At 68.5% G+C, this 22,539-nt stretch carries 24 protein-coding genes and 1 pseudogene; 3 read left to right on the forward strand and 22 right to left on the reverse strand.

The window, feature by feature from the left end; translation table 11 throughout:
- Together ACFQ4G_RS20830 and ACFQ4G_RS20835 are read right to left on the reverse strand one after the other, a co-directional pair.
- Nucleotides 1–306 (reverse strand): annotated as a pseudogene (locus ACFQ4G_RS20830) (anti-sigma factor); the annotation flags it as partial.
- On the reverse strand, nt 303–881 hold the full coding sequence (locus ACFQ4G_RS20835; RefSeq protein ID WP_379041002.1) for a sigma-70 family RNA polymerase sigma factor: 579 nt from the start codon (nt 879–881) through the stop codon (nt 303–305). The pseudogene ACFQ4G_RS20830 and the gene ACFQ4G_RS20835, both read right to left, overlap by 4 nt.
- Before the next feature lie 263 nt (nt 882–1,144).
- On the opposite strand from ACFQ4G_RS20835, the gene ACFQ4G_RS20840 reads away from it, so the two are divergent.
- Nucleotides 1,145–2,119 carry a S1C family serine protease gene (locus tag ACFQ4G_RS20840; protein WP_238202452.1) on the forward strand — a complete coding sequence of 325 codons (975 nt, stop codon included), beginning with the start codon at nt 1,145–1,147 and terminating at the stop codon, nt 2,117–2,119.
- 31 nt (nt 2,120–2,150) lie between these two features.
- On the forward strand, nt 2,151–3,581 hold the full coding sequence (trmFO, locus tag ACFQ4G_RS20845; RefSeq protein ID WP_238202454.1) for a methylenetetrahydrofolate--tRNA-(uracil(54)-C(5))-methyltransferase (FADH(2)-oxidizing) TrmFO: 1,431 nt from the start codon (nt 2,151–2,153) through the stop codon (nt 3,579–3,581).
- 24 nt (nt 3,582–3,605) lie between these two features.
- Here the strand turns inward: trmFO and ACFQ4G_RS20850 are convergent, their stop codons facing one another.
- The 9 genes from ACFQ4G_RS20850 to yajC all read right to left on the reverse strand — a co-directional run bounded on the left by ACFQ4G_RS20850 (nt 3,606) and on the right by yajC (nt 12,078).
- A complete protein-coding gene (locus tag ACFQ4G_RS20850) occupies nt 3,606–4,259 on the reverse strand; it encodes a Fic family protein (RefSeq protein WP_238202463.1) in 654 nt (217 codons plus the stop codon).
- Nucleotides 4,256–4,465: a hypothetical protein gene (locus tag ACFQ4G_RS20855; protein WP_238202466.1), complete on the reverse strand. Its 210-nt coding sequence runs from the start codon at nt 4,463–4,465 to the stop codon at nt 4,256–4,258. The genes ACFQ4G_RS20850 and ACFQ4G_RS20855 overlap by 4 nt, the downstream gene beginning before the upstream one ends.
- 316 nt (nt 4,466–4,781) lie before the next feature.
- The gene (locus tag ACFQ4G_RS20860) at nt 4,782–5,321 is read right to left on the reverse strand and encodes a GNAT family N-acetyltransferase (RefSeq protein WP_238202468.1); all 540 of its coding nucleotides are present in this window, start codon (nt 5,319–5,321) and stop codon (nt 4,782–4,784) included.
- A gap of 140 nt (nt 5,322–5,461) precedes the next feature.
- Nucleotides 5,462–7,159, reverse strand: coding sequence for an L-lactate permease (locus tag ACFQ4G_RS20865; protein WP_238202469.1), 1,698 nt, complete (start codon nt 7,157–7,159; stop codon nt 5,462–5,464).
- Nucleotides 7,160–7,551: 392 nt separating this feature from the next.
- Nucleotides 7,552–8,430 (reverse strand): phytoene/squalene synthase family protein, encoded by an 879-nt coding sequence (locus tag ACFQ4G_RS20870; protein WP_238202472.1) that lies wholly within the window; start codon nt 8,428–8,430, stop codon nt 7,552–7,554.
- On the reverse strand, nt 8,427–8,813 hold the full coding sequence (locus ACFQ4G_RS20875) for an Mth938-like domain-containing protein (RefSeq protein ID WP_238202480.1): 387 nt from the start codon (nt 8,811–8,813) through the stop codon (nt 8,427–8,429). The genes ACFQ4G_RS20870 and ACFQ4G_RS20875 overlap by 4 nt, the downstream gene beginning before the upstream one ends.
- 2 nt (nt 8,814–8,815) lie before the next feature.
- Entirely contained in the window at nt 8,816–9,763 is a 948-nt protein-coding gene (gene secF, locus ACFQ4G_RS20880) for a protein translocase subunit SecF (protein ID WP_238202482.1), read from the reverse strand.
- A 274-nt stretch (nt 9,764–10,037) separates the two neighbouring features.
- Nucleotides 10,038–11,645: a protein translocase subunit SecD gene (gene secD / locus ACFQ4G_RS20885; RefSeq protein WP_238202489.1), complete on the reverse strand. Its 1,608-nt coding sequence runs from the start codon at nt 11,643–11,645 to the stop codon at nt 10,038–10,040.
- Between the two features lie 97 nt (nt 11,646–11,742).
- Nucleotides 11,743–12,078, reverse strand: a complete 336-nt coding sequence (yajC, locus tag ACFQ4G_RS20890; protein WP_238202491.1) for a preprotein translocase subunit YajC — start codon at nt 12,076–12,078, stop codon at nt 11,743–11,745.
- Nucleotides 12,079–12,308: 230 nt separating this feature from the next.
- Between yajC and ACFQ4G_RS20895 the strand changes: the two genes are divergently transcribed.
- Complete coding sequence (locus tag ACFQ4G_RS20895) at nt 12,309–13,199, forward strand: ATP-binding protein (RefSeq protein WP_238202493.1); 891 nt, start codon at nt 12,309–12,311, stop codon at nt 13,197–13,199.
- 416 nt (nt 13,200–13,615) lie between these two features.
- On the opposite strand, the gene ACFQ4G_RS20900 is transcribed toward ACFQ4G_RS20895, so the two are convergent.
- The 11 genes from ACFQ4G_RS20900 to ACFQ4G_RS20950 form a co-directional block, all read right to left on the reverse strand.
- On the reverse strand, nt 13,616–14,974 hold the full coding sequence (locus ACFQ4G_RS20900) for a murein hydrolase activator EnvC family protein (protein ID WP_238202501.1): 1,359 nt from the start codon (nt 14,972–14,974) through the stop codon (nt 13,616–13,618).
- A gap of 213 nt (nt 14,975–15,187) precedes the next feature.
- On the reverse strand, nt 15,188–15,841 hold the full coding sequence (locus tag ACFQ4G_RS20905) for a protein-L-isoaspartate O-methyltransferase family protein (protein WP_238202503.1): 654 nt from the start codon (nt 15,839–15,841) through the stop codon (nt 15,188–15,190).
- Between the two features lie 183 nt (nt 15,842–16,024).
- A complete protein-coding gene (gene surE, locus ACFQ4G_RS20910; protein WP_238202505.1) occupies nt 16,025–16,789 on the reverse strand; it encodes a 5'/3'-nucleotidase SurE in 765 nt (254 codons plus the stop codon).
- Nucleotides 16,789–18,075, reverse strand: coding sequence for a serine--tRNA ligase (gene serS, locus ACFQ4G_RS20915; RefSeq protein ID WP_238202566.1), 1,287 nt, complete (start codon nt 18,073–18,075; stop codon nt 16,789–16,791). Before serS ends, surE begins: the two co-directional genes overlap by 1 nt.
- A 251-nt stretch (nt 18,076–18,326) precedes the next feature.
- Nucleotides 18,327–18,743, reverse strand: coding sequence for a helix-turn-helix domain-containing protein (locus ACFQ4G_RS20920; protein WP_238202507.1), 417 nt, complete (start codon nt 18,741–18,743; stop codon nt 18,327–18,329).
- A gap of 13 nt (nt 18,744–18,756) precedes the next feature.
- A complete protein-coding gene (locus tag ACFQ4G_RS20925; protein ID WP_238202508.1) occupies nt 18,757–19,002 on the reverse strand; it encodes a type II toxin-antitoxin system RelE family toxin in 246 nt (81 codons plus the stop codon).
- Nucleotides 19,003–19,077: 75 nt separating this feature from the next.
- Entirely contained in the window at nt 19,078–19,878 is an 801-nt protein-coding gene (gene tatC / locus ACFQ4G_RS20930) for a twin-arginine translocase subunit TatC (protein ID WP_238202510.1), read from the reverse strand.
- Complete coding sequence (gene tatB / locus ACFQ4G_RS20935; protein ID WP_238202519.1) at nt 19,875–20,441, reverse strand: Sec-independent protein translocase protein TatB; 567 nt, start codon at nt 20,439–20,441, stop codon at nt 19,875–19,877. Before tatB ends, tatC begins: the two co-directional genes overlap by 4 nt.
- Nucleotides 20,442–20,537: 96 nt before the next feature.
- Complete coding sequence (locus tag ACFQ4G_RS20940; protein WP_238202521.1) at nt 20,538–20,804, reverse strand: twin-arginine translocase TatA/TatE family subunit; 267 nt, start codon at nt 20,802–20,804, stop codon at nt 20,538–20,540.
- Between the two features lie 185 nt (nt 20,805–20,989).
- Nucleotides 20,990–22,006, reverse strand: coding sequence for a beta-N-acetylhexosaminidase (gene nagZ / locus ACFQ4G_RS20945; RefSeq protein WP_238202523.1), 1,017 nt, complete (start codon nt 22,004–22,006; stop codon nt 20,990–20,992).
- Nucleotides 22,007–22,215: 209 nt separating this feature from the next.
- A partial coding sequence (locus ACFQ4G_RS20950; protein ID WP_379041009.1) for an SPOR domain-containing protein occupies nt 22,216–22,539 on the reverse strand: 324 nt, incomplete at its 5' end.

Raw genomic sequence — 22,539 nt, forward strand, 5'->3', positions numbered from 1 at the left:
GGCGGCGGCCCGCCACAGGCCGAGCTTTCGCGAGAGCGTTGCCACGCGGTTGTCGTTGGCGGCCGGAGCCGCGGAGGAGCCGGCGGGGAGCGCGCGCAGGATCCTCGGCCAGATCCCCGCATCGGGCTCGACCTCGGGCACGGTCTCCGCCAGGGGCGCGAGGCGCCGCTCCCACTCCCGCACGGCGGCGCGGGAGGCGGGATCGACGGCGAGTTCCAGGTCCATGGCCGCGCGCTCGTCGGCGCCGAGCGTGCCGATGACGTATTCTGCGGCGCGCAGGTCGCGCTCGGCGGGGTCCTCGGTCATGCCGGGCCCTCCAGGCAGCCGCGCAACGCCGCGAGGCCGCGATGCAGCCAGGTCTTGATGGTGTTGACCGGCCGCTCGAACCGCTCGGCCAGTTCCTCCCGCGAGAAGCCCTCGCAATAGGCGAGCACGATGCAGTCGCGCTGGGTCGTGTCGAGGCGGGACAGGCAGGTGCGCAGGGCGTCGCGCCCGAGGATCGCACCCTCGCTGTCATGGGGATCGGCCAGCCGCTCCACCCAATCCTCCCCGTCCTCGGTCACCGGCCCCTGAACCTCTCCCTTGCGCCGGACCCCGTCGATCGCCCGGTTGCGGGCGATGGTACAGAGCCATGGCAGCGGGCGGCCCGCCTCCGCGGAGAACGAGCCGGCGCTCTGCCAGATTCGCAGGTAGACGTCCTGAAGCACGTCCTCGGCCATGCCGCGATCCCGCTGGATACGGAGCACGATGCCGAAAAGTTTCGGGGCGGTGAGATCGTAGAGCGCCCGGAGAGCCTGCTCGTTGCCGGATGCCACGGCCGAAATCAGGCGCGCCAGGGCCGCATCGTCGCGCGAGGCTCGGTCACGCACAGCTCGGGGCATCCTCTCTGCGCGACATGATACGACCGTTCGATCTGGCGGGAACGTTGCGAACGAGTCTTAGTGGAGCGATTGCGCGCAGGCTACTGCGTCGCGCGCAATCGATGTGGATCGGCGCGCGATGGATCGGCGTGCATCTCGGGGCTGGTCCGCGCGGAGGCCGGCGTGGGTGTTCGACGGCGAGCCGGCGACCTATCTCCCGAAGGAAGAGGCCGCCGAACCTTCGAGGACGGGGCTCAGAGGCGCAGGACAAGGACACGGGATCGATGACGTCGCACGGAGACTGGAAGATTCCCGCCGCCGTGCAGCCCAAGGCCGGCGATTACGCGTACGACCTCGACAGGGCCCTGTCGGCGATGGTCTCGCTCTCCACCCGCATCCCGCCGGAGGCGTTCACCGCCGAGACCCTGGGCACGGAGCGGGCCGGCAACGGCGTGGTGATCCGCGACGACGGCCTCGTCCTCACCATCGGCTACCTGGTCACCGAGGCGGACAGCGTGTGGATGACGACGCATGACGGACGCTCGGTGCCCGGCCACGTGGTCGGTTTCGACGCGGTCACCGGGTTCGGCCTGGTCCAGGCCCTGGGCGACCTGCGGCTGCCCGCGCTGCCGATCGGCCGGTCGGACAGCCTGAAGATCGGCGACAAGGCGGTGATGGCCGGAGCCGGAGGCCGCACCCGCTGCGTCGCCGCCGAGCTGATCGCGCGCCAGGAATTCGCGGGCTACTGGGAATACGTCCTCGACGAGGCCCTGTTCACCGCGCCCTCTCACCCGCATTGGGGCGGCACGGCCCTGATCGGCCCGGCGGGCGACCTCCTCGGCATCGGCTCGCTGCAGCTGCAGCAGGGCGGCGCGGAAGGCCCCAAGGCGATCAACCTCGTGGTGCCGATCGACCTCCTGCCGCCGATCCTCGACGACCTCACCACCCGCGGGCGGGCCGACCGCCCGACCCGGCCCTGGCTCGGCCTCTATGCCAGCGACAGCGACGGCGTCGTGGTGGTGATGGGCCTCGCCGATGATGGCCCCGCCGAGAGCGCGGACCTGCGCGTCGGCGACGTGCTCGCGGCGGTGGCGGGCGAGCCGGTGGAGGATCTCGCCGGGTTCTTCCGCCAGGTCTGGGCGCTGGGCGAGGCGGGGGTGCGGGTGCCGCTCACCATCGAGCGCGAGGGGCGCCCGATCAAGCTCGTCGTGACGTCGAGCGACCGCGAGCGCTTCCTGGTCTCGCCGCAGCTGCATTGATCGGGGCGGGTCGCGGGTCTATCCCGTGGCCATGACGGACCGCGCAGAACATCCCCCCATCCACATCGTCGGCGGCGGCCTCGCCGGATCGGAGGCCGCCTGGCAGATCGCCGAGCGCGGGCATCCCGTGGTCATCCACGAGATGCGCCCCGTGCGCGGCACCGAGGCGCACAAGAGCCGGGATCTCGCCGAGCTCGTCTGCTCGAACTCGTTCCGCTCGGACGATGCCAACGGCAACGCCGTCGGCCTGCTGCACCAGGAGATGCGCACGCTCGGGTCGCTGATCCTGCGCGCGGCGGACGCGCATCAGGTGCCGGCCGGGGGGGCGCTGGCCGTGGACCGCGACGGCTTCGCCGCCGCCGTCACCGCCGCCCTGGAGGCGCATCCCCTCGTCACCATCGCCCGCGAGGAGGTCGAGGGCCTGCCGCCGGAGGAGTGGGGCCGGGCCATCATCGCCACCGGCCCCCTCACCTCGCCCGCCCTGGCGCAGGCGATCCGCGAGCTCACCGGGGCCGAGGCGCTGGCCTTCTTCGACGCCATCGCGCCCATCGTCCATCGCGATTCCATCGACATGGACAAGGCCTGGTTCCAGTCGCGCTACGACAAGGTCGGGCCGGGGGGCACGGGCGCCGACTACATCAACTGCCCGATGGACCGCGAGCAATACGACGGCTTCATCCAGGCGCTGATCGCGGGCGACAAGATCGGCTTCAAGGAATGGGAGGCGACGACCCCCTATTTCGACGGCTGCCTGCCCATCGAGATCATGGCCGAGCGCGGCCCCGAGACCCTGCGCCACGGCCCGATGAAGCCGGTCGGCCTCACCAACCCGCACGACCCCACGGTGAAGGCCTGCGCCATCGTCCAGCTGCGCCAGGACAATGCGCTCGGCACCCTCTACAACATGGTCGGCTTCCAGACGAAGCTGACCTATTCCGAGCAGGTCCGGGTGTTCCGCACGATTCCCGGCCTGGAGAACGCCGAGTTCGCGCGCCTCGGCGGCCTGCACCGCAACACCTATCTCGACAGCCCCCGCCTCCTCGACGCGACCCTGCGGCTGAAGGCGAGGCCCTCCTTACGCTTCGCAGGCCAGATCACCGGCTGCGAGGGCTATGTGGAGAGCGCCGCCATCGGCCTGATGGCTGGACGCTTCGCGGTGGCCGAGGCGCGCGGCGAGAGCCTGGAGCCGCTCCCCGCCACCACGGCGCTCGGGGCGCTCATCGGCCACATCACCGGGGGGCACATCGCCGCCGAGGATGCCGGCACCCCGCGCTCGTTCCAGCCGATGAACGTCAATTTCGGCCTGTTCCCGCCCCTCGACCATTCCCCCAAGGGCGAAGGCGGCAAGCGCCTGAAGGGGCCGGAGAAGGCAGTGGCGAAGAAGAAGGCGCTCACCGACCGGGGGCGGGCCGACCTCGCGGCCTGGATGGGGAACGCCCCGGCGCGGATCGCGGCGGAGTAGGAACAGCTACGTCTTCAAGCCAATTCAGATTGAGGCTGCGCCGCCCCCTGCAGCCTCGATAACGCCTATCAATTGCCGAGCGAGCATGCTGCGAATCATTTGCTCCATTTGGCTCACGTCGAGCAGGCCTAGGCGATCCGCTTGATCGGCGGCTTCGAGGGCCTCGATATAGTGGGATTTATCTTCCTCGATTTGAGCTGGAATCGTTGGATATCCCGGCAAAACGTAGCCCAGCTTAATACAGAGAACAGCGTAGGACAGAGTTCTTGCAGTTCGCCCGTTTCCATCGGAGAACGGATGTATCCAATTCAAACGCCACATCGCATAGGCAGAAAGATGAAAAGCGGTCTTCTCGTGCCAATTATCATTAATATAGTCGCACAATTCAGTCAGGGCCGATTGAACTAGATGAGGTCCGGGAGGAGCATGGCTGCTGTGACTGATCCCGACGTTTCCAGAGCGAATCTTGCCTGCATCAGCTTCTATGCCCTCCACTGCCTCTTTTTGAAACTCAAGTATGATTCCCGGCCTTAGTGCGAATGGCCGCTCTTTGTCGAGATAATATTCGACCATCTCTAGGCAGAGATCAAACTGCCTAAAGCCATTTTCGATTTCCCTCAGATTATGATCAGCCTTTAAATCCATTAAATCCATAATATAACAATAAATTCCATTCACCGCCGCCCATCGAAATTATTTGATGCCTGATCGACCATTTCCTTCGTGATTTTATCATTTTCTATTTTAACATTTCCGTATACAAAACTCTTTCTTTGTTCAATTCGCTGAGCAGTGTTCATCTGAACACTCTTAGCCATTTCAACCAACTGAGATAGACTGGTTTGCATGACCGCACCCTCCGCTGTGACGTAAGGTTTCACCATTTCGTAAACTCACCTGTTATCGGAAAGTTCGACGGAGTCGACTTCCGAGAAATTTCATATCGCCAGCCATAGGCCTTATCATTCGCCGAGCAGGCGAACACATGCAATCCTGACTGTCGTCCTTTAACGGAGTGTCCCAGCCCCAGCCGCTACGATCCCGTTCGAGGACAATGCTCGCGACAAAGCGGCAACTTTCTCCCGGTCATCGGATACCTGTATCAGCGGCTTCTCCCGATTGAAGCCATCAATGGCAGGAAGCGGCCATCAGATGCATGCTCAGCCGACCCGCCTGAGCACCGATCCTGAAATGTGATGGTCAGACCGGGTCCAGCGAAAAGATCCGCCGGCCCGGGCGGTGGCCCTCGTCGCCGGTGTCGCGAAAACCGAGCTTGATCAGCAATCCCCGCGAGGCCGCGTTCTCGGGCCGGCACTCGGCGACGATGAAGCGATGGGGGAAGCGCTTGCGCAGGATCGCGACGGCGCCGGACACCGCCTCGCTGCCGTAGCCCTGGCCGCGGGCGGCGCCGCCGACCCAGTAGCCGAGCTCGACCCCGTGCTCGCCGCGCAGGTGGAGGCCGACCACCGCCACGAGAACCCCCTCGGCCTTGGCGCCGAGGAAGCAATCCTTCACCGGCTTGCCCCTGCCGACCGGATCTCGGCCGATCATGCGGCGGGCATGGTCGAGGGTGAAGGGGGCGGGCAGGAAATCCACCACGCCGGTGATGGCCGGATCGTCGGTCAGCGCCTGGAGCGCCTCCGCATCCGCCTGGACCAGCGGCGCGAGCCGCAGGCGGGTCGTCGCATGCGCGGGCAGGTTCGACAGGGAGTAGCGCGAGGCGAGCGTGCGAAAGAACATGATTTCGAGGTGGGGCCGCGCGGCGTCGAGAGCAAGACGTGTCTTCGACGGAGCGGGCGTTCGCCGGGGGACGCGACAAAAATGAAACCCGCCCCGGCTCGGCCGGGACGGGTTCCAACGGGCAGTTCCGTCGGCCGTTCCTACGGATGGATGACCATCTCGGTGAACGGGTAGACATAGGCCTGCAGCATCACGAGGCCGCCCACGAGGCAGGCCAGCACGATCGAGTGCCAGAACACGAAGCGCAGGATCTTGCCCTCCTGGCCGAAATAGCCGGTGGCGGTGGAGGCGACGACGATCGACTGGGCGTCGATCATCTTGCCCATGACGCCGCCCGACGAGTTCGCCGAGGCCATGAGGATGCCAGACAGGCCGAGCTGTTCCGAGGTGATCTTCTGCAGCCCGCCGAAGAGCACGTTCGAGGCCGTGTCGGAACCGGTCAGGGCGACGCCGAGCCAGCCGAGCAGGGTGCCGAAGAACGGGTAGAGGATGCCGGTGCCCGCGAAGGCCAGACCCAGGGTGGCGTCCACGCCCGCGTAGCGGGTGAGCACACCGAGTGCCAGCATCGCCGAGATGGTGATGAGCGAGTAGCGCAGCACCCAGATCGTCTCGAGATAGGCCGTCACCAGCCGCCACGGCGAGAAGCGCATGATCAGGCCGGAGATGATCGCGGCGAACAGCACGCCGGTGCCGGTATAGGACATGTAGGTGAAGGCGAAGACGGCGGCTTCCGGATGGGCCTTGGCCACCACCGGCGGCACCTTCATGATGACGTTGTGGAGGCCCGGCACCTCGTACTTCCAGGTGAAGATCGGGTTGACGATGGCCTTGAACCAGCCTGTGCCCCAGATCGCCACGATCACCGAGAGGATGATCCACGGCACCCAGGCCAGCATGATCTCTGAAGAGGTGGCGGTGCGCGTACCGGCACCGGCGCCCGCGCCGGGCTTCGGGCCGTCGACGGTGGTGACGTAGCCGAGGGACGGATCGTTGCCGCGCAGGGCCGGCGAGGTCCAGATCACGGCCGGGCGCCAGACCCGCAGGAACATGACCAGCGCGCCCATGGAGATGAGGGCGGCGCCGATATCGACAATCCACGGGTTAACGTAGTTCGAGATGCCGAACTGGGCCAGCGCGAAGGAACCGCCGCAGACGAGGATCGCCGGCCAGATCTGCAGCATCCCGCGGAAGCCCGCGAAGACCCAGATCAGCCAGAACGGCACCAGCACCGAGAAGAACGGCAGCTGGCGGCCGATCATGGCGCCGAGGATGTAGGGGTCGTAGCCGGTCACCGAGGCGAGGCCCTGGATCGGGGCGCCGAGCGCGCCGTAGGCCACGGGCGCGGTATTGGCGATGAGCGACAGGCCCGAGGCGGCGAGCGGCGAGAAGCCGAGGCCGATCAGGATGGCGCCGGTGACCGCCACCGGAGTGCCGAAGCCGCCGGCGCCCTCGAAGAACGCGCCGAAGGCGAAGGCGACGAGGAGGAGCTGGAGCCGCCGGTCGGTGGTGATGCCGGCCACCGATTGCTGCAGCGTGGCGAACCATCCCTTCTCCACCGTCAGCCGGTAGAGGAAGATGACGTTGAGGATGATCCAGCCGATGGGGAACAGGCCGAGCGCCACGCCGTAGAGGGACGCCCGGGTGGCCAGGTCCGCCGGCATCCCGAACAGGAAGACGGCGACGCAGAAGGCGAGGACCAGGGACAGGACGGCCGCGATATGCGCCTTGACCTTGCCGCTGGCGATCATGCCGAGCAGTGCGATGACCGGTAGCGATGCGGCCAGCGTCGAGAGCCAGGGGCTCCCGAACGGATCGTAGACCTGGTTCCACGTATTCACGGGCGTCGTGCTCCTCGGTGGACCCGATCTCCCGCCGGGCCCTTGACATCGTTGCTAGCAGAGCAGTGGAGCCGGCTCAACGCAGAGAATGTTGTATTCAGTTGATGTTGCGTTCCTGCTTCGGTGGGCTCGGCGCCGGTGGAAGCCGCCTCGACCGATTCACCGGCAGACGCGCCCGAAACGGCGGCCGGACACCCGAATGGCCTGTCGCAGGCTCGGAACATGCGGAGGTAGCACCCGCTCCCCATAGCGTCCTTTCCGCCGGTGATATCGCCGAGAAGCTGACCAAGAAGGCGCGCTGAGGCCGGGGCCTCCCGACAGGCAGGAATGCAGTCCGGGGTGGACGCCCTCCCACCCACACCTCAGGATGAGGTGAATGGGTGGGCAGAAGGTCAGGCTTTCCGCGATCCGCGCCACAGCCGCCACAGCCGCCGCCAGCGCGGCAGGGCGATGACCGTGTTGAGCGGGTCGTAGCCCGGCCGCTCCATCATCGCGAGGCTGGGCTCCACCAGGGCCGTCGGCAGGAAGGCGGGCAGAGCGGCCGGCGCGATCGTCGCCCGCGCCTTCTCGAAGGCGTCGAGATGGCGCCGGGCCAGGGCCCGCAGGTCGGCCGCGGCCCCGAGAAGACCCGGTCCGCCCCGCCCCGTGACGATGTCCTCGCGGGTGACGCCGTGCTGCTTGAGGATGTCGGCCGGCAGGTAGACCTGTCCGTTGCGGGCATGCCAGGGCAGCGCGCGCAGGAGCCCGATGACGCCGTAGGCGACACCGGCATGGCCGGCGGCCGCGGCGCCCCCCGGCTCGGCACCGTCGCAGAGGGTCAGAGCCCCGAGGCGGATGAGCGACGAGGCGGTCTCGCCGCAATAGCCTTCGAGATCGTTCACCCGCGGCATCGGATCGTCGTAGAGGTCGAACACGCGGGCATCGATGAGGTCGACGAAGGGCTGGCGCCCGAGGCGGCGCGTGACGATGGCGTCGTCGAGGGCGGCGGCGACGGGATTGGCCTTGACGTCCCCCCTCGCCTCGCCCTGGAGCGCGTCGCGCCACCATTGCAGCCGGATCTCGCCCGCCATCGGATTGGTGGCGGCATCGCGCACGCGGGCGATGGTGAGGCTGAAGGCGCTGAGCGCGAAGAGGTGGGGCCGGAAGGCCGCCGGCGCGAACAGGGTGGCGAAGTAGCGGTCCGGATCGCCCTCCCGGACCAGTGCCTCGCAATGCTCGAAGGCGAAGGCGAGGGGTTCGGCCGTCCCGGGGCTGGTCTCGGTCTTCGTCACGCGACCGCGATCAGTGCGGCGGCGACCTTGCGGTTCTCCGCCATCAGGATGTTGTAGGTCCGCGCGGCGGCCCCCGTCTGCATCACGTCGAGGCCGATGCCGTTGTCCTTGAGCCAGCGCCGCAGGGTATCGGGAAACGGCGCGATGTCGAGGCCGGTGCCGATGAGCAGGAGTTCGACCGCACCCGCCTCGGCCACGACGGGGCGCAGGGCATTGCGGTCGATGTCCTTGGCCTGCGTGACGTCCCAGGCCCTGATGCCGCTCGGCGTCACCAGGATCGAGCCGCGATGCGACATCTCGGCGAAGCGGAAGCCGCCATTGCCGTAGGCGTCGATGAGGTGGCGCCCCGGAACGTAGCCGTCGTGCAGGCTGCCGTCCGCCATCGTTACTCCGCCGCCTGGGGCACGCGCCCGCCGGTGGGGCGGGCCTGCGCCTTCACGCCCGACAGCATCAGGCCGAGATAGATCAGCACCGGGGTCGAGACGAAGATCGCCGAATAGGTGCAGATCACCACGCCCGCGAGCATCACCACGGCGAAGCCCTGGATCGCCTCGCCGCCGAACAGCACCAGGGCGAGCAGCGACAGGAAGGCGGAGGTCGCCGTCATCACCGTGCGCGACATGGTGGAGTTGATCGACAGGTTGAGGAGCTCCACCGTGGGGATCGTCTTGTAGCGCCGCATCAATTCGCGGGTCCGGTCGAACACCACCACGGTCTCGTTCAGCGAATAGCCGACGATGGTGAGGATGGCGGCGATCGAGGTCATGTTGAACTCGATCCGGCTGATCACGAAGATGCCGATGGTGAGCACGATGTCGTGCAGGGTGCCGACGATGGCCCCGAGGGCCAGCTCCCGCTCGAACCGGAACCAGAGGTAGAACAGCACCGCGAGGACCGAGAGCACCACGCCGATCGTGCCGGACTGGACGAGCTCGCCCGAGACGCGCGGGCCCACCGTCTCGGTGCGGCGGAACTCGTACTCCGCGTCGAAGGCGCCGTGGGCCTTCTGCATCACGGCGGTCTGGCCCTGCTCGCCGGGCTGGAGCGGGAAGCGCACCAGGATCTGGCCCTGGCCGCCGAGTTCCTGCACCTCGGTCTCGCCGAAGCCGAAGCCGTTGGCGGTGTGGCGCACGGCGCCCACATCGGCGGTGCCGGACTTGGCCTGGAGTTCCACCAGGGTGCCGCCCTTGAAGTCGATGCCGAAATTCAGGCCGACCGTCAGGAACAGGATCACCGTCCCCACCGACAGCAGGGCCGAGAGCGGGAAGGTGAGGCGCCGGAAGCGCATGAAGTCGACGTGCGACTCATCGGGCCAGAGGCGGAGCAGGCGCATGATCGGTCTCGGTCTTTCGTGGACGATACCCGGTCTCGAACGATCGCCTGGGTTGCCGCCGCCATCCCGTCATTCCGGGGCGCCGCAGGCGAGCCCGGAATCCGGAACCGCCGCCGGCGTGACGCTGGATCGCCACCTGTGCGTCTGGATCCCGGGCTCCGCTGCGCGGCCCCGGGATGACGGGGTGGTGGACCAACCGATCGTGTGAGAAGCGAAGCGTCCTCTTCTTGGAGTCAGGGAAACGGGGTTCGGATCAGAACGGCAGAGCCTTGTTTCAGAAGGGCAGAGCCTTGGGTCGGGCGTAGTTGTACCACAGCGCGATCATCATGCGGGTGAGCGTCACCGCCGTGATGACGGTGGTGAGGATGCCGAGGATGAACACCACGGCGAAGCCCTTCACCGGACCGGAGCCGAGGAAGAACAGGATCACGGCGGCGATGGCCATGGTCGAGTTCGAATCGATGATGGTGGCGAAGGCCTTGTCGAAGCCGGCCTGCAGCGCCGAGACGATGGAGCGGCCCGCCCTCACCTCCTCGCGCACGCGCTCGTAGATCAGCACGTTGGAATCCACCGCCGTGCCGATGGTGAGCACGATGCCGGCGATGCCCGGCAGGGTCATGGTCGCCTCCAGCACCGACATCAGGCCGAGGATCAGGCCCACATGGACGAGGAGCGCGATGTTGGCGAAGAAGCCGAACACGCCGTAGGTGGCGAACATGAAGACGATGACGAGGAGGCCGGCGACGAGGGTCGCCTTCTTGCCGGCCTCGATCGAATCGTTGCCGAGGCCGGGGCCGACGACGCGGCGCTCGACCACGGTGAGCTTGGCCGGCAGGGCGCCGGCGCGCAGCAGGATCGACAGGTCGTTGGCCTGCTTGACGGTGAAGTTGCCGGTGATCTGGCCCGAGCCGCCGGTGATCGGCGTGTTGATGCGCGGCGCCGAGACCACCTCGTTGTCGAGCACGATCGCCATGCGGCGGCCGACATTCTCCGAGGTCGCCTGACCGAAGCGCTGGGCGCCCTTCAGGTTGAACTTGAAGCTCACCATCGGCTCGTGGCTCTGCTGGTCGAAGGCCGGCTGGGCGTCGGTGAGGTCGCCGCCATCCGCCATGACCCGGCGCTCGACGGGGACCTTGGCGCCGCCCTCGTCCTTGGAAGGCAGCATGTCGACGTCGCCGGAGGGCGAATCGGCCAGCATGCGGAATTCGAGCTTGGCGGTCTTGCCGAGCTGCTCCTCAAGGAGCTGCGGGTCCTGAAGGCCCGGCACCTGCACCAGGACGCGGTCGGCGCCCTGCTGCTGGATCGAGGGCTCCTTGGTGCCGCCGAAATCGATGCGGCGGCGGATGACCTCGATGGCCTGGGTCACGGCCCGGCGGGTGCGGTCGGTGAGGCCGGCATCGGTGAGGGTGAGGCCGATCGAGCCGTCGGGCCGCTCGGCGATGTCGAGGGTCTGGCCGCCGGCCTGGGCCACCATGGCGTTGGAGATCGGCTGGGACAGTTCGCGCAGCTTCGCCAGGGCCTTGGCCCGGTTGGCCGGATCGGAGATGCGGATCTGGACGCCGCGCGGGATCACCTGGATGCCGCCTTCGGGGGTGACTCCCGCCTCGCGCAGGGTGCGGCGGACGTCGTCGCGCAGGGCCGTGGTCTGCGAGCGGATCAGGTCGGCCTGGTCGATCTCCAGCAGGATCTGCGAGCCGCCCTGCAGGTCGAGGCCGAGCACGATGGCGCGCTGGGGCACGATCCAGCTCGGGAACCAGCCCGGCAGGGAGGCCATGAAGCCCTTGCGCTGCTCGGCCGAGAAGAAGCTCGGCACGGCGAGGCTCAGGCCGATCAGGATGACGGCCAGAGTCGCGACGATCTTGGTTCTCGAAAAGCGCAGCATCCGCCCGTCCCGTTTCTTCTTATGATGCCGGCTGTTGCACCGGCATCCTCAAGCGGTGCCCGATGTCTCAGGCGGCCTTGTCTCAGGCAGCCTCGTCTCAGGCGGCCTTGACCGGCCCGCCCTTGACACGGACCTCGGAGATCATGGTCCGGACGATCTTCACCCGCACGTTGGGGGCGATCTCGACCTCGATCTCGGAAGCCTCGTCGCTCACCTTGGTGACGCGTCCGACGAGACCGCCGGTGGTGACGATGGTGTCGTCCCGCCGCACGTTCTTCACGAGGGCCTGATGCTCCTTCACGCGGCGCTGCTGCGGGCGGAGGATCAGGAAGTACATGATGACGAAGATGAGGACGAACGGCACCACCTGCAAGGCGATGTCCGCTCCGCCAGCGGCCGAGGCGGCCCCTTGCGCGAAGGCGGGGGTGATCAAGCGAGGGACTCCTTGAGAATGCCGGCTCCGGCGTCACGCTCCACGGAGTGAGGAGCGCGCGCGGACGGGTCTAAAAGCGCGCGGACTATAGCCATGCACTAGGTGAAAGCAACGGCGCGTCTGCATGACGGGCGGGGCGGATCGCGGGCGCCCGATGCCGCACCCGTGCTTTTGCGCCGCGATGCCCTTATGGACGCGCTCACCCGCGTATCGAGGAGCTTTGAGACGCCATGACCGCGACACCCCCTGCCGATCGGGAGATGTATGAGGCGATCCTGCCTGTCCTGGAGCGGATCGCCGCCGCCCTGGAGCGCTCCGCCCCGGCCGCGCGGCCCGCCCTCGACCTGTCCTCCGCCGATGCCTTCCTGTGGGGGGCCGACCGCCGCCTGATCCCGGTGCCGAAGGTGAACCGGGTGGAGATCGACCTCCTCACCGGCATCGACCGGGCCCGCGACATCCTCGTCGACAACACCACGCGCTTCGCCGAGGGCCTGCCCGCCAACAACGCCCTGCTCTGGGGCGCGCGCGGCATGGGCAAGTCCTCCCTGGTGAAGGCGGCCCATGCCCGGATCAACGCGGACCGTCCCGAGGGCGCCCTGCCGATGAAGCTGGTGGAGATCCACCGCGAGGACATCGAGGCCCTGCCCGACCTGATGGCGACCCTGCGCGGCGACCCGCACCGCTGGATCGTGTTCTGCGACGACCTGTCCTTCGACGGCGACGACACCTCGTACAAGTCGCTCAAGACGGCGCTGGACGGCGGCATCGAGGGACGGCCGGAGAACGTGCTGTTCTATGCCACCTCCAACCGGCGCCACCTGCTCGCCCGCGAGATGGTGGAGAACGAGCGCTCCACCGCGATCAATCCCGGCGAGGCGGTGGAGGAGAAGGTCTCCCTCTCCGACCGTTTCGGCCTCTGGCTCGGCTTCCACAAATGCAGCCAGGACGAATACCTCGCCATGGTCCGCGCCTATGTGGAGCGCCACGGGCTGAAGGCCGACCCGGATACGGTACGGGCCGAGGCCCTGGAATGGGCCACCACCCGCGGCTCGCGCTCGGGCCGCACGGCGTTCCAGTTCATCCAGGATCTCGCCGGACGGCTGGGGCAACGGCTCGACTGAGGTTTCCGGCGCTCTCAGGCGATGCGGCGGCTTCCCATTCGCGCGGAGGTGGCTGGAGCCCTCCTTCGAGGCCCGCTGGTGCGGGCACCTCAGGATGAGGTGGAGGGAGGGCAGGATGAGGTGGAGGGAGGGATTGCGTCGGTGCCCGAAACGACAACGGCGGCTCGAACCTCTATCCCGCCCGCATCCTCATCCTGAGGTGCCGAAGCGGAGCGGAGGCCTCGAAGGAGCCCTCCCGTTCGCGCAGTGGGTGGCGGCGCCCTCCTTCGAGGACCGCAGGCGCGGGCACCTCGGGATGCGGGCACCTCGGGATGCGGGCACCTCGGGATGAGGTGGAGGGATCGAACGGCGTCGTCCCCAAACGAAAACGGCGGCTCCTGGGAGCCGCCGTCGGTCGTGTCGAGGATCGAGAAAAATCAGTTGCTGGCGAGGTGCGGCATCGGGTCGACCGGGGTCGCGCCCTTGCGGATCTCGAAGTGGAGCTGGGGCGAGGTCACGTTGCCCGAGGCGCCGGACTTGGCGATGGTCTGGCCACGCTTGACCTTCTCGCCGGGGCGGACGTCGAGCTCGCCGTTATGGGCGTAGGCCGAGACGTAGCCATTGGTGTGGCGCACCAGGACGAGCTTGCCGTAGCCCTTCACGTCCGACCCGGCATAGGCGACCGTGCCGTCCTCGGCGGCCTTCACCGCCGTGCCCTCGGGCACCGCGATGTTGATGCCCTCGTTGCCGCTGGTGCCGTAGCCGGAGATCACCCGGCCCTTGGCGGGCCAGCGGAAGGACTGGTCGGGCTCGGCGGCGGGGGCCGCGACGGAACCGGTGCTGGCGGGCTCGACCTTGTCGGCGGGCGGCGACAGGGCGGCGACTTTCACCGGCGCGGCCTTGGCGGCGGCGACCTTGGCGGCGGCATCCGCAGCCTTGGCCTCGGCGACCTTCTTGGCCGCGTCCTTGGCGGCTTCGGCCTTGGCGAGCTTGGCCTCGGCTTCGGCGGTCTTGCGAGCGGCCTCGGCCTTCGCCTTGGCGGGATCGATCTTGGCGGGATCGACCTTCGCGGCCTCGACGGGCTTCTTCACCTCGGCGACCTTCTTGGCCTCCGCCGCCTTCTTGGCGTCCATCGGTTTCTTGGAATCCGCGACCTTGCTCGCCTCGACCAGTTTCCTGGCGTCGGCCAGCTTCTTCGCATCGGCGACCTTCTTGGCCTCGGTCTCCTTGCGGGCAGCCTCCTGACGGACGCCGTCCTGGCGGGCGGCCTCGGCACGGGCCGCCTCGGCGCGTGCCTTGGCTTCCATCGCCCTTGCTTCTGCGGCCCTCGCTTCGGCCGCCTTGGCTTCCGCGGCCTTGGCGCCGGGATTGAACTGGAGGCGCGGCTGGGGAGGTGCCACGGGCACGGCGCGGGGCGTCGAGGCCGGAGCGGACATGCCGCGGCCGGCATCCGGGTTCATGCCCAGGACCATGCCGGGGCTCGGCTCGGTGGAGGCCACGCGGCCCGTGGCCATCGGCGGAGCGGCGGCCAGCGGACGCGGCGACATCGGCGCGCCGAGGGATTGCGACTGGATCCGGGAGGTCCGGACCGTCGGCGCGGGAGCCATCTCGCCATCCTCGGGCAGGCTGCCCGTGGCGTTCGGCTCACTCGACATATTGGAGGCGAAGGGGTTCCCGAAGGGGCTCCCCAGACGCGATGCATCGGATGAGCATCCGGCCGCACTGCCGCCGATCACACCGATGAGCGCGAAACGCGACAGCGTCCTCAACCCTAGACCAGTCCCGCGAACCCGCATCGACGCACCTGTTAGCCTGACGCAACTTGATGACGTCATTCAAACGGGATTCAGGTTAAACAACCGTTCCCGTTCACTACGTTTTCGGCGCGGAGGGAACTTTCCGGACGCGGGAATCTCGCCGCCCGCGACGGTGCGGCAGGCGCGGCATCGCCGCGAAATCCTTCCCGATCAAAGGGTTGCTTACCCCGACCGGCGGCCCGGCCGGTATCGTCAGAGAATGAACGCCCGCCCGTGGGTGAGCGGCGCCAGCCTTAAGGGATCGCCGAGGGCCTCCGTGGTCCCGCCGTCCCGATCCCGCTCGACGACGACGAGGCGGCTGCCGGCGCCCTGACCGAGACCACCGACGAGGCGGCCGCCGGGCGCCAGGGCGGCGGCGAGATGGACGGGCAGGGCCGGCAGCGTGCCGTTGACGAGGATCCGGTCGAAGCCCCCCTCCCCCGACGAGGCGGGGTCGAGCCCGTCGCCGACCTCCACGCGGGCGACCACCCTGTCCTCCGGGTCGAGGGCGGAGACGGCGTCCTCCGCGAGCGTCGCGTAGCGCTCGACGCTCAGGATCGAGGCGGCGCCGAGGCGGATCAGCAGGGTGGTGACGTAGCCCGAACCGGTGCCGATCTCGAGGATGCGGGCACCGGGCCTGACCTTCAGGGCGGTGAGCATCGCGGCGACGACGGTGGGGGCCGACATGGTCTGGCCGCAGGGCAGCGGCAGGGCGATGTCGCGCCGCGCGAGGTCCCGGTGCTCGCGGGGCGCGAAGCGGGCGCGGGGCACCCGCTCCATGGCCCGCAGCGTGTCGGTGTCGCGCACGCCGAGGCCGCGCAGAGCCATGACGAAGGCGGCATCCTCGACCGAGCCCTCCAGCGTCATGGCGCGCGTCTCATCTGTGTGTGCGGCCGTTCCGATGCCCGGAACGGCCGCGATCCGGCGCATGGGCGCCGGCGCGCGGTCGCGCTTGCGCTGCGCGATGCTCCGACCTGCCGGTCGGCGATCTCACCATGCCGAGGTTCCGAGTACCGGATCGCGGTCGCGCTGCGCGGAGACCGGCGCTCCTCACTCGGCGAAGGCCTGGGCGAAGCGGGTCAGCGTCGGCTCGTCGGTGAGGTCGAGGCGCAGCGGCGTCACCGAGATGCGGTTCTCGGCGATGGCCTTGAGGTCGGTGCCGTGGCCCGGCTCGAACCGCGCCTTGGCGAAGGCGAGCCAGAAATACGGGTTGCCGCGCCCGTCCTGGCGGGCGTCGATGGCCAGCAGGGCCTGGTTGCGCATGCCCTGCGCGGCCACCGAGGTGCCGGTGACCTCCTCGGGCTCGCAATCGGGGAAGTTGACGTTGACGACGATGCCGGGCTCGATCCCGATCTCCAGGATCTTCTTCACCACGCCCGGCCCGTGATGGGCGGCGCAAGCCCACTTGATCGCCCCGCGCCCGCCGGCCCCGTAGGCCTGGCTCATGGCGATGGAGCGCACGTTGAGGATGGTGCCCTCCATGGCCGCCGCGATGGTGCCCGAATAGGTCACGTCCTCGGCGACGTTCTGGCCGCGATTGACCCCGGACAGGACGAGGTCCGGCCCGTGATCCTTGAGGATGTGGCGCACGCCCATGATCACGCAATCGGAGGGCGTGCCCTTCACCGCGAAGCGCTTCTCAGAGATCTGGCGCAGGCGCAGGGGGTCGTTGAGCGACAGCGAGTGCGAGACGCCGGACTGGTCGCTCTCGGGCGCCACGACCCAGACGTCGTCGGACAGGGTCCGGGCGATGCCCTCCAGGGTCTCGAGGCCCGGCGCGTGGATGCCGTCGTCGTTGGTGACCAGAATGCGCATCAGCTCTTGAGCCCTTCGATCTTCTCGATGCCGCCCATGTAGGGCTTGAGAACCGACGGGATGGTGACGCTGCCGTCCGGGTTCTGGTAATTTTCCATCACGGCGATGAGCGCGCGGCCCACGGCGACGCCGGATCCGTTGAGGGTATGCACGAATTGTGCGCCCTTGCCCTCCTTCGGGCGGTAGCGCGCGTTCATCCGCCGCGCCTGGAAATCGCCGCAGACCGAGCAGGACGAGATCTCGCGATAGGTCTCCTGCCCCGGCATCCAGACCTCGATGTCGTAGGTCTTCTGGCTGGCGAAGCCCATGTCGCCGGTGCAGAGCGTCATCACCCGGTAGGTGAGGTCGAGCTTCTTCAGCACGGCCTCGGCCGAGCCGAGCATGCGCTCGTGCTCGGAGGCGGACTGATCCGGCGTGGTGATCGAGACGAGCTCGACCTTGTTGAACTGGTGCTGGCGCAGCATGCCCCGCGTGTCCCGCCCGGCCGACCCGGCCTCGGCGCGGAAGCACGGGGTGAGCGCTGTGAAGCGTAAGGGAAGCTCGTCCTCGGAGAGGATGCTCTCGCGCACGAGATTCGTCAGCGGGACTTCGGCGGTGGGGATGAGCCAATGCTCTTCTCCGGCCCGGAACTGGTCGTCCCGGAACTTCGGCAGCTGCGCAGTGCCGAACATCGCCTCGTCGCGCACCAGGATTGGGGGCGCCACCTCGGTGTAGCCGTGCTCGCCGGTGTGGAGATCGAGCATGAACTGGCCCAAAGCCCGCTCCAGCCGGGCGAGCTGGCCCTTGAGCACCACGAAGCGGGCGCCGGACATGCGCGAGGCCGCCTCGAAATCCATCAGGCCGAAGGCCTCGCCGAGCTCGAAATGCTGGCGGCCGGTGGCGAGCTTCGTCCGGTTGCCCGAAAAGGCGCGGTGCTCGACGTTGCCGTGCTCGTCGGCGCCCTCCGGCACGTCCGGATTCGGGCGGTTCGGGATGGAAGCGAGGCGGTCGTCGAGGACCTTGCCGGCTTCCGTCTGGGCCGCTTCCAGGGCGGGCCCCTCCTCCTTCAGACGTGCCACCTCGGCCATGAGCTCGGCGGCCCGCGCCTCGTCCTTGGCCTTCTTGGCGCCGCCGATCTCCTTGGCGAGCGCGTTGCGCCGCTCCTGGTTGGCCTGCGCCGCCGAGGTCGCAGCTTTGCGCGCATCGTCGAGGGCGATCAGCTCGGCCGAGAGCGCGCCGAGGCCACGACGGCGCAGGGCCTCGTCGAAGGCGTGCGGGTTCTCGCGGATGGCGCGGATGTCGTGCATGGAACGGCCCAACGGCTGTCGTTCCGGGGCCGCGGAGCGGAGCCCGGAATCCAGATCCGCATCGGCTCGTCGCGTGACGCCGTCAGCGGCTCTGGATTCCGGGCTCTCGCCTGAAGGCGAGCCCCGGAATGACGGGGTGACGGATCGGCCTGCGTTCTGTCAGCATCGCGCCCGCATGTCCACAATCAGCGGACAGGGCGATGGGCCCCGGCGCTACGGCTCCAGCCCTTCCGCCGGTCGGACGCTTCGCCTCAGGCTGCTTCACCCGGGGGGTGATACAGGCCCCGCAATACGCGCGGGTCGAGAGCGACGGCCAGCGAGATCGCATCGAGCACGGCAGGAGACGGCGTCCGGCCGCCGTCTTCGATATCCGCAAGATCGTCCGCGGTCATGCCTGCCTCGGATGCCATCCGGCTCGGTGAGAGCCCGAAACGTTCGCGCACGATTCTGACGGGACTACCATCGGCTGCCATCCGATCCGTGAGCCAGGTGGGCAGCAGAATCTCGGTCCCCTCGGCGATCGCCGCCTTCACCGTCATGGCGATCTCGGCCGACAGGCGATCCTCCGCCTCCTCGTCACCGAGCCGGGCGAGCAGCACATCGTAATCGTGCCGCGCCAGCACGACGAGTTCCTCGCCCGCCGCAGTCGTCAGGATTTGAGGTTTCACGCACCGCCTCCCCTCAACGATAGATCGAACGCCGATGGCCGACGGCGACGATCGTCAGAGCCGTCGCCGATTCCTCGAACACCACCCGATACTCGCCGTCGCGGAGGCGCAATGCATCGACTCCGACCATGCGCTTCACATCGCCTTCGCCGGTCAGTCCATAGAGAAAGAGCTTCTGGTTCAACGTCTCCTGCACTTCCGACGGAAGCTTCCAGAAGGCGCGCCCGGCCCCGGACGTGAAGACCAGCGTCTTGTTCATCGCAACGGACGGGCCGCATCGAGAGCGTCACTCGCGAAGGACGATACCGGCAACGGATGAGGAGGAAAAGCCCTCCTACGACTCCAGCCCTTCCGCGACCCGCTTCGCCTTGCGGCGGCGCTCGACGCGGGCCACCGAGAAGATCGAGGCCTCGTAGAGGAGGAGCATCGGCAAAGCGAGGGAGAGCTGCGAGATCACGTCGGGCGGGGTCAGGATCGCGGCCGCCACGAAGACGAGGACGATGGCGTAGCGGCGCTTCTCGCGCAGGAACGCCGTGTCGATGACGCCGATCTGGCCGAGCAGGGTGAGGATCACCGGCAGCTGGAACGCCAGCCCGAAGGCGAAGATCAGCGTCATGATCAGCGAAAGATACTCGTCCACCTTCGGGAGCAGCGAGATCGTCGCCTCGCCCGGCTGGCCGACCTGCTGCAGGCTCACCGAGAACTGGATCAGCAGCGGCATCGCCAGGAAGAACACCACCAGCGCGCCGAGCACGAAGAAGATCGGCGTGGCGACGAGATAGGGCAGGAAGGCCTGGCGCTCGTTGCGGTAGAGGCCCGGCGCCACGAAGGCGTAGATCTGCGTGGCGATGACCGGGAAGGCGAGGAAGGCCGCGCCGAACACGCTGAGCTTGATGTTGGTGAAGACCTGCTCGAGGAAATGCGTCGCGATGAGCTGCGCCTTCTCCGGGCCGACCACGGAGACGTAGGGGTAGAGCAGGATGTTGTAGATGTGCCGCGAGACGAAGAAGCACGCGAAGAACATCACGATGAACGCGGCCAGCGACTTGATCAGCCGCGAGCGCAACTCGATCAGGTGGTCGAGGAGGGGCGCACGCGACGCCTCGACCTCGGATTCGTCGACCGGATCGATCATGAGGTGGCGCCGGGCTCGGTCGGTTTGGTGGAGGGCGTCGTCGCCGTCTCGGACGACGGCACGGGGGCGCGCGGCGGCAGGTCGGGCAGCGCGTAGTCCGGCGGGGGCGGCGGCTCCACGGGCGCGGGATCGCTCATCGGGGGAACGGTCCGTGCGGGATCGTGGATCGAAGGCTCGGCCGGCGGGTCGTTCTCGGCGAGGTCGTTCTCGGGAAGGTCGTTCTCGGCGAGTTTGGCGGCGACGTTGGCCAGGGGCTGCGTGCTCGACTGGGAGCGGCCGTCCACCGCGCCCCTGATCTCGTCACGGATGGTCTGGACCGGGTTGAAGCTCGGCCCCATCGTGCTCGCCGAGCGCTTGATGCCGTCGACCTCGCGGCGGACCTCGTCGAACTCCGCCTCGCGGATCGCCTCGTTGAACTGGGCGTGGAACTCGCCGGCCATGCGGCGCATCTTGCCCGTCACCTGGCCGACGGTGCGCAGGGCCTTGGGCAGATCCTTGGGCCCGATGACGATGAGGGCGACGCCGCCGATCAGCATCACCTCACCCCAACTCATGTCGAACATGGCGTCGCTCGTCCCGCGGCCGATGGCCTGTGCCTCGTCACGGCCGGCGGCCTAGCATAGTTTGCGCAAGGCCGATGCCTGTCCGGACGATTTCCCTCAGACGACCTTGCGGTCGGCCGCCACATGGCTCGCCGTGGCGGGCTCGCCCTGGTGGGGCAGCGTGCGCACCGGCTCGCCGTTGCTCGGCGGCGGCACGGCGGGAGCCTGCCCGGCGGTCGGGGTCTCGTCCTCGGCCATGCCCTTCTTGAAGGCCTTGATGCCCTTGGCGACGTCGCCCATCAGGTCCGAGATCTTGCCGCGCCCGAACAGCAGCATCACGATGCCCGCGACGATGATCCAGTGCCAGATACTCATGCTGCCCATGACGAACTCCTGCGCCCACGCGGTCGCTCAGCCCAGCGACGCCTTCCACCGACGGATTGCCGGGAACCTAAGGATGGTGGAGAGCGAACACAAGAAGCGCAGGACGTCGCGGCGTGGCATTTGGTCGGCCCGATGCTGCGGCGCATCATCGGCGCCCGCCGACCGTGCGGAGGGGCACGGGGCTTTCAGGCCTGGGCGGAGAGCCCTGCCTCGAAACGCGCCCGCGCCTCGGCCACGTCGAAACCCACGTCGGAATCCGAACGCGGCGTGAGCTGGGCAAGGGCGGCCCCCGCCCGGCGCAGGGCCTCGCCGGACAGGATCGGCGTGCCCTCGACGACGGCCCGCATCTCCTGCCGGTCTCCGTTGCAATGGAGCGCGACGTCGATGCCGGCGGCGAAGGCCTTCTCCGCCTTCTCGCGGAACGTGCCGTCCAGCGCCTTCATCGAGAGGTCGTCGGTCATGAGCAGGCCGTCGAACCCGATCAGGCCACGGATCACCTGTTCGATCACCACGCGCGACTGCGTGGCGGGGTGATGCGGATCGAGGGCAGCGTAGACCACATGCGCGCTCATCGCCATCGGCAGGTCGGCGAGCGCCCGGAAGGGCACGAAATCGTGGGCCGCGAGGCTCAGGCCCTCGGCCTCGACCACGGGCAGGTCCATGTGGCTGTCGCAGGCGGCGCGGCCGTGACCGGGAATGTGCTTGATCACCGGGAGGACGCCGCCCTCCATCAGCCCCTCGGCCACCGCGCGTCCCAGGGCGATGACGGTGTGCGGGTCGGTGCCGTAGGCGCGGTCGCCGATGATGTCGTGGGCCCCGGCCACCGGGACGTCGAGGACGGGGGCGCAATCGACGTTGATGCCGACGGAGGCGAGGTCGTGCGCCATCAGCCGGGCGCCGAGGCGCGCCATGGCGGTTCCCGACCCGTTGAGGCGGCCGAAACGGGCGCCGGCCGGGTAGGAGGGCCAGTGCGGCGGCCCCATGCGCTGGACCCGTCCGCCCTCCTGGTCGATCAGGATCGGCGCGTCGGCCCGGCCCACCGTGGCGCGTAGCGCATCGGTGAGCGCCCTCACCTCGTCGGGCGAGCCGATGTTGCGCTTGAACAGGATGAAGCCCCAGGGCTGCGCGTCGCGGAAGAACGCGGCTTCCTCGTCCGAGAGGGTCCGACCGGCACAGCCGAGGATCAGGGCGCGGGTTGTCATGGGGCGTGCTGCTCGGCTTGAAAACCTGGGTGTCGGATCGGCCGGGGGCGCCGAGACGGTCCCGGACAAGAGCGTCCCGGACCCGGTCGCCCTCGATCGTGAGCCGCTGGCGCGGCGCATCGCAAGCTGGATCCCGGATCACCCTCCGCTGTCGCTGCGGGCGTCCGGGACAGGGGAGCACATGATCCCGGCCGTCAGTTCTTCGTCGTTCAGTTCTTGGCGACGAAGCACTGGCCGCCGGCGCCCTGCAGCTCGGTGCAGAGGCTGGTCGCCTCGGCCTTGGCGAGCGGCCCGACGCGGACGCGGTAGATCGTCTTGCCGCTGACCTCCGCCTGACGGATCAGGGCGGGCTTGCCGGAGAGCTGGCTGAACTTGCCCTGCATCTGCTTGAAGGCGGCTTGCGCCTCGGCCTCGCTGGTGCGCACGCCGAGCTGGACGGAGTAGCCGCTCACGGGCGCCGCGGAGGCCGTGGCGGTGACGGCGGGCGTGGGGGCCGGCAGCGCGGAGGTCGCCTCGGGGGCGACGGCGGCGAC

It is taken from the genome of Methylobacterium marchantiae (assembly GCF_042679825.1).
Classification (GTDB): Bacteria; Pseudomonadota; Alphaproteobacteria; order Rhizobiales; family Beijerinckiaceae; genus Methylobacterium; species Methylobacterium marchantiae.

Excerpts from the sequence above, each read along its gene's own strand:
- ACFQ4G_RS20835 (WP_379041002.1), bottom strand. The coding sequence starts at position 881 with ATGCCCCGAGCTGTGCGTGACCGAGCCTCGCGCGACGATGCGGCCCTG.
- ACFQ4G_RS20840 (WP_238202452.1), top strand. The coding sequence starts at position 1,145 with ATGACGTCGCACGGAGACTGGAAGATTCCCGCCGCCGTGCAGCCCAAG.
- trmFO (WP_238202454.1), top strand. The coding sequence starts at position 2,151 with ATGACGGACCGCGCAGAACATCCCCCCATCCACATCGTCGGCGGCGGC.
- ACFQ4G_RS20855 (WP_238202466.1), bottom strand. The coding sequence starts at position 4,465 with ATGGTGAAACCTTACGTCACAGCGGAGGGTGCGGTCATGCAAACCAGT.
- ACFQ4G_RS20860 (WP_238202468.1), bottom strand. The coding sequence starts at position 5,321 with ATGTTCTTTCGCACGCTCGCCTCGCGCTACTCCCTGTCGAACCTGCCC.
- ACFQ4G_RS20875 (WP_238202480.1), bottom strand. The coding sequence starts at position 8,813 with ATGGCGGACGGCAGCCTGCACGACGGCTACGTTCCGGGGCGCCACCTC.
- secF (WP_238202482.1), bottom strand. The coding sequence starts at position 9,763 with ATGCGCCTGCTCCGCCTCTGGCCCGATGAGTCGCACGTCGACTTCATG.
- secD (WP_238202489.1), bottom strand. The coding sequence starts at position 11,645 with ATGCTGCGCTTTTCGAGAACCAAGATCGTCGCGACTCTGGCCGTCATC.
- ACFQ4G_RS20895 (WP_238202493.1), top strand. The coding sequence starts at position 12,309 with ATGACCGCGACACCCCCTGCCGATCGGGAGATGTATGAGGCGATCCTG.
- ACFQ4G_RS20900 (WP_238202501.1), bottom strand. The coding sequence starts at position 14,974 with ATGCGGGTTCGCGGGACTGGTCTAGGGTTGAGGACGCTGTCGCGTTTC.
- ACFQ4G_RS20905 (WP_238202503.1), bottom strand. The coding sequence starts at position 15,841 with ATGACGCTGGAGGGCTCGGTCGAGGATGCCGCCTTCGTCATGGCTCTG.
- surE (WP_238202505.1), bottom strand. The coding sequence starts at position 16,789 with ATGCGCATTCTGGTCACCAACGACGACGGCATCCACGCGCCGGGCCTC.
- serS (WP_238202566.1), bottom strand. The coding sequence starts at position 18,075 with ATGCACGACATCCGCGCCATCCGCGAGAACCCGCACGCCTTCGACGAG.
- ACFQ4G_RS20925 (WP_238202508.1), bottom strand. The coding sequence starts at position 19,002 with ATGAACAAGACGCTGGTCTTCACGTCCGGGGCCGGGCGCGCCTTCTGG.
- tatC (WP_238202510.1), bottom strand. The coding sequence starts at position 19,878 with ATGATCGATCCGGTCGACGAATCCGAGGTCGAGGCGTCGCGTGCGCCC.
- tatB (WP_238202519.1), bottom strand. The coding sequence starts at position 20,441 with ATGTTCGACATGAGTTGGGGTGAGGTGATGCTGATCGGCGGCGTCGCC.
- ACFQ4G_RS20940 (WP_238202521.1), bottom strand. The coding sequence starts at position 20,804 with ATGGGCAGCATGAGTATCTGGCACTGGATCATCGTCGCGGGCATCGTG.
- nagZ (WP_238202523.1), bottom strand. The coding sequence starts at position 22,006 with ATGACAACCCGCGCCCTGATCCTCGGCTGTGCCGGTCGGACCCTCTCG.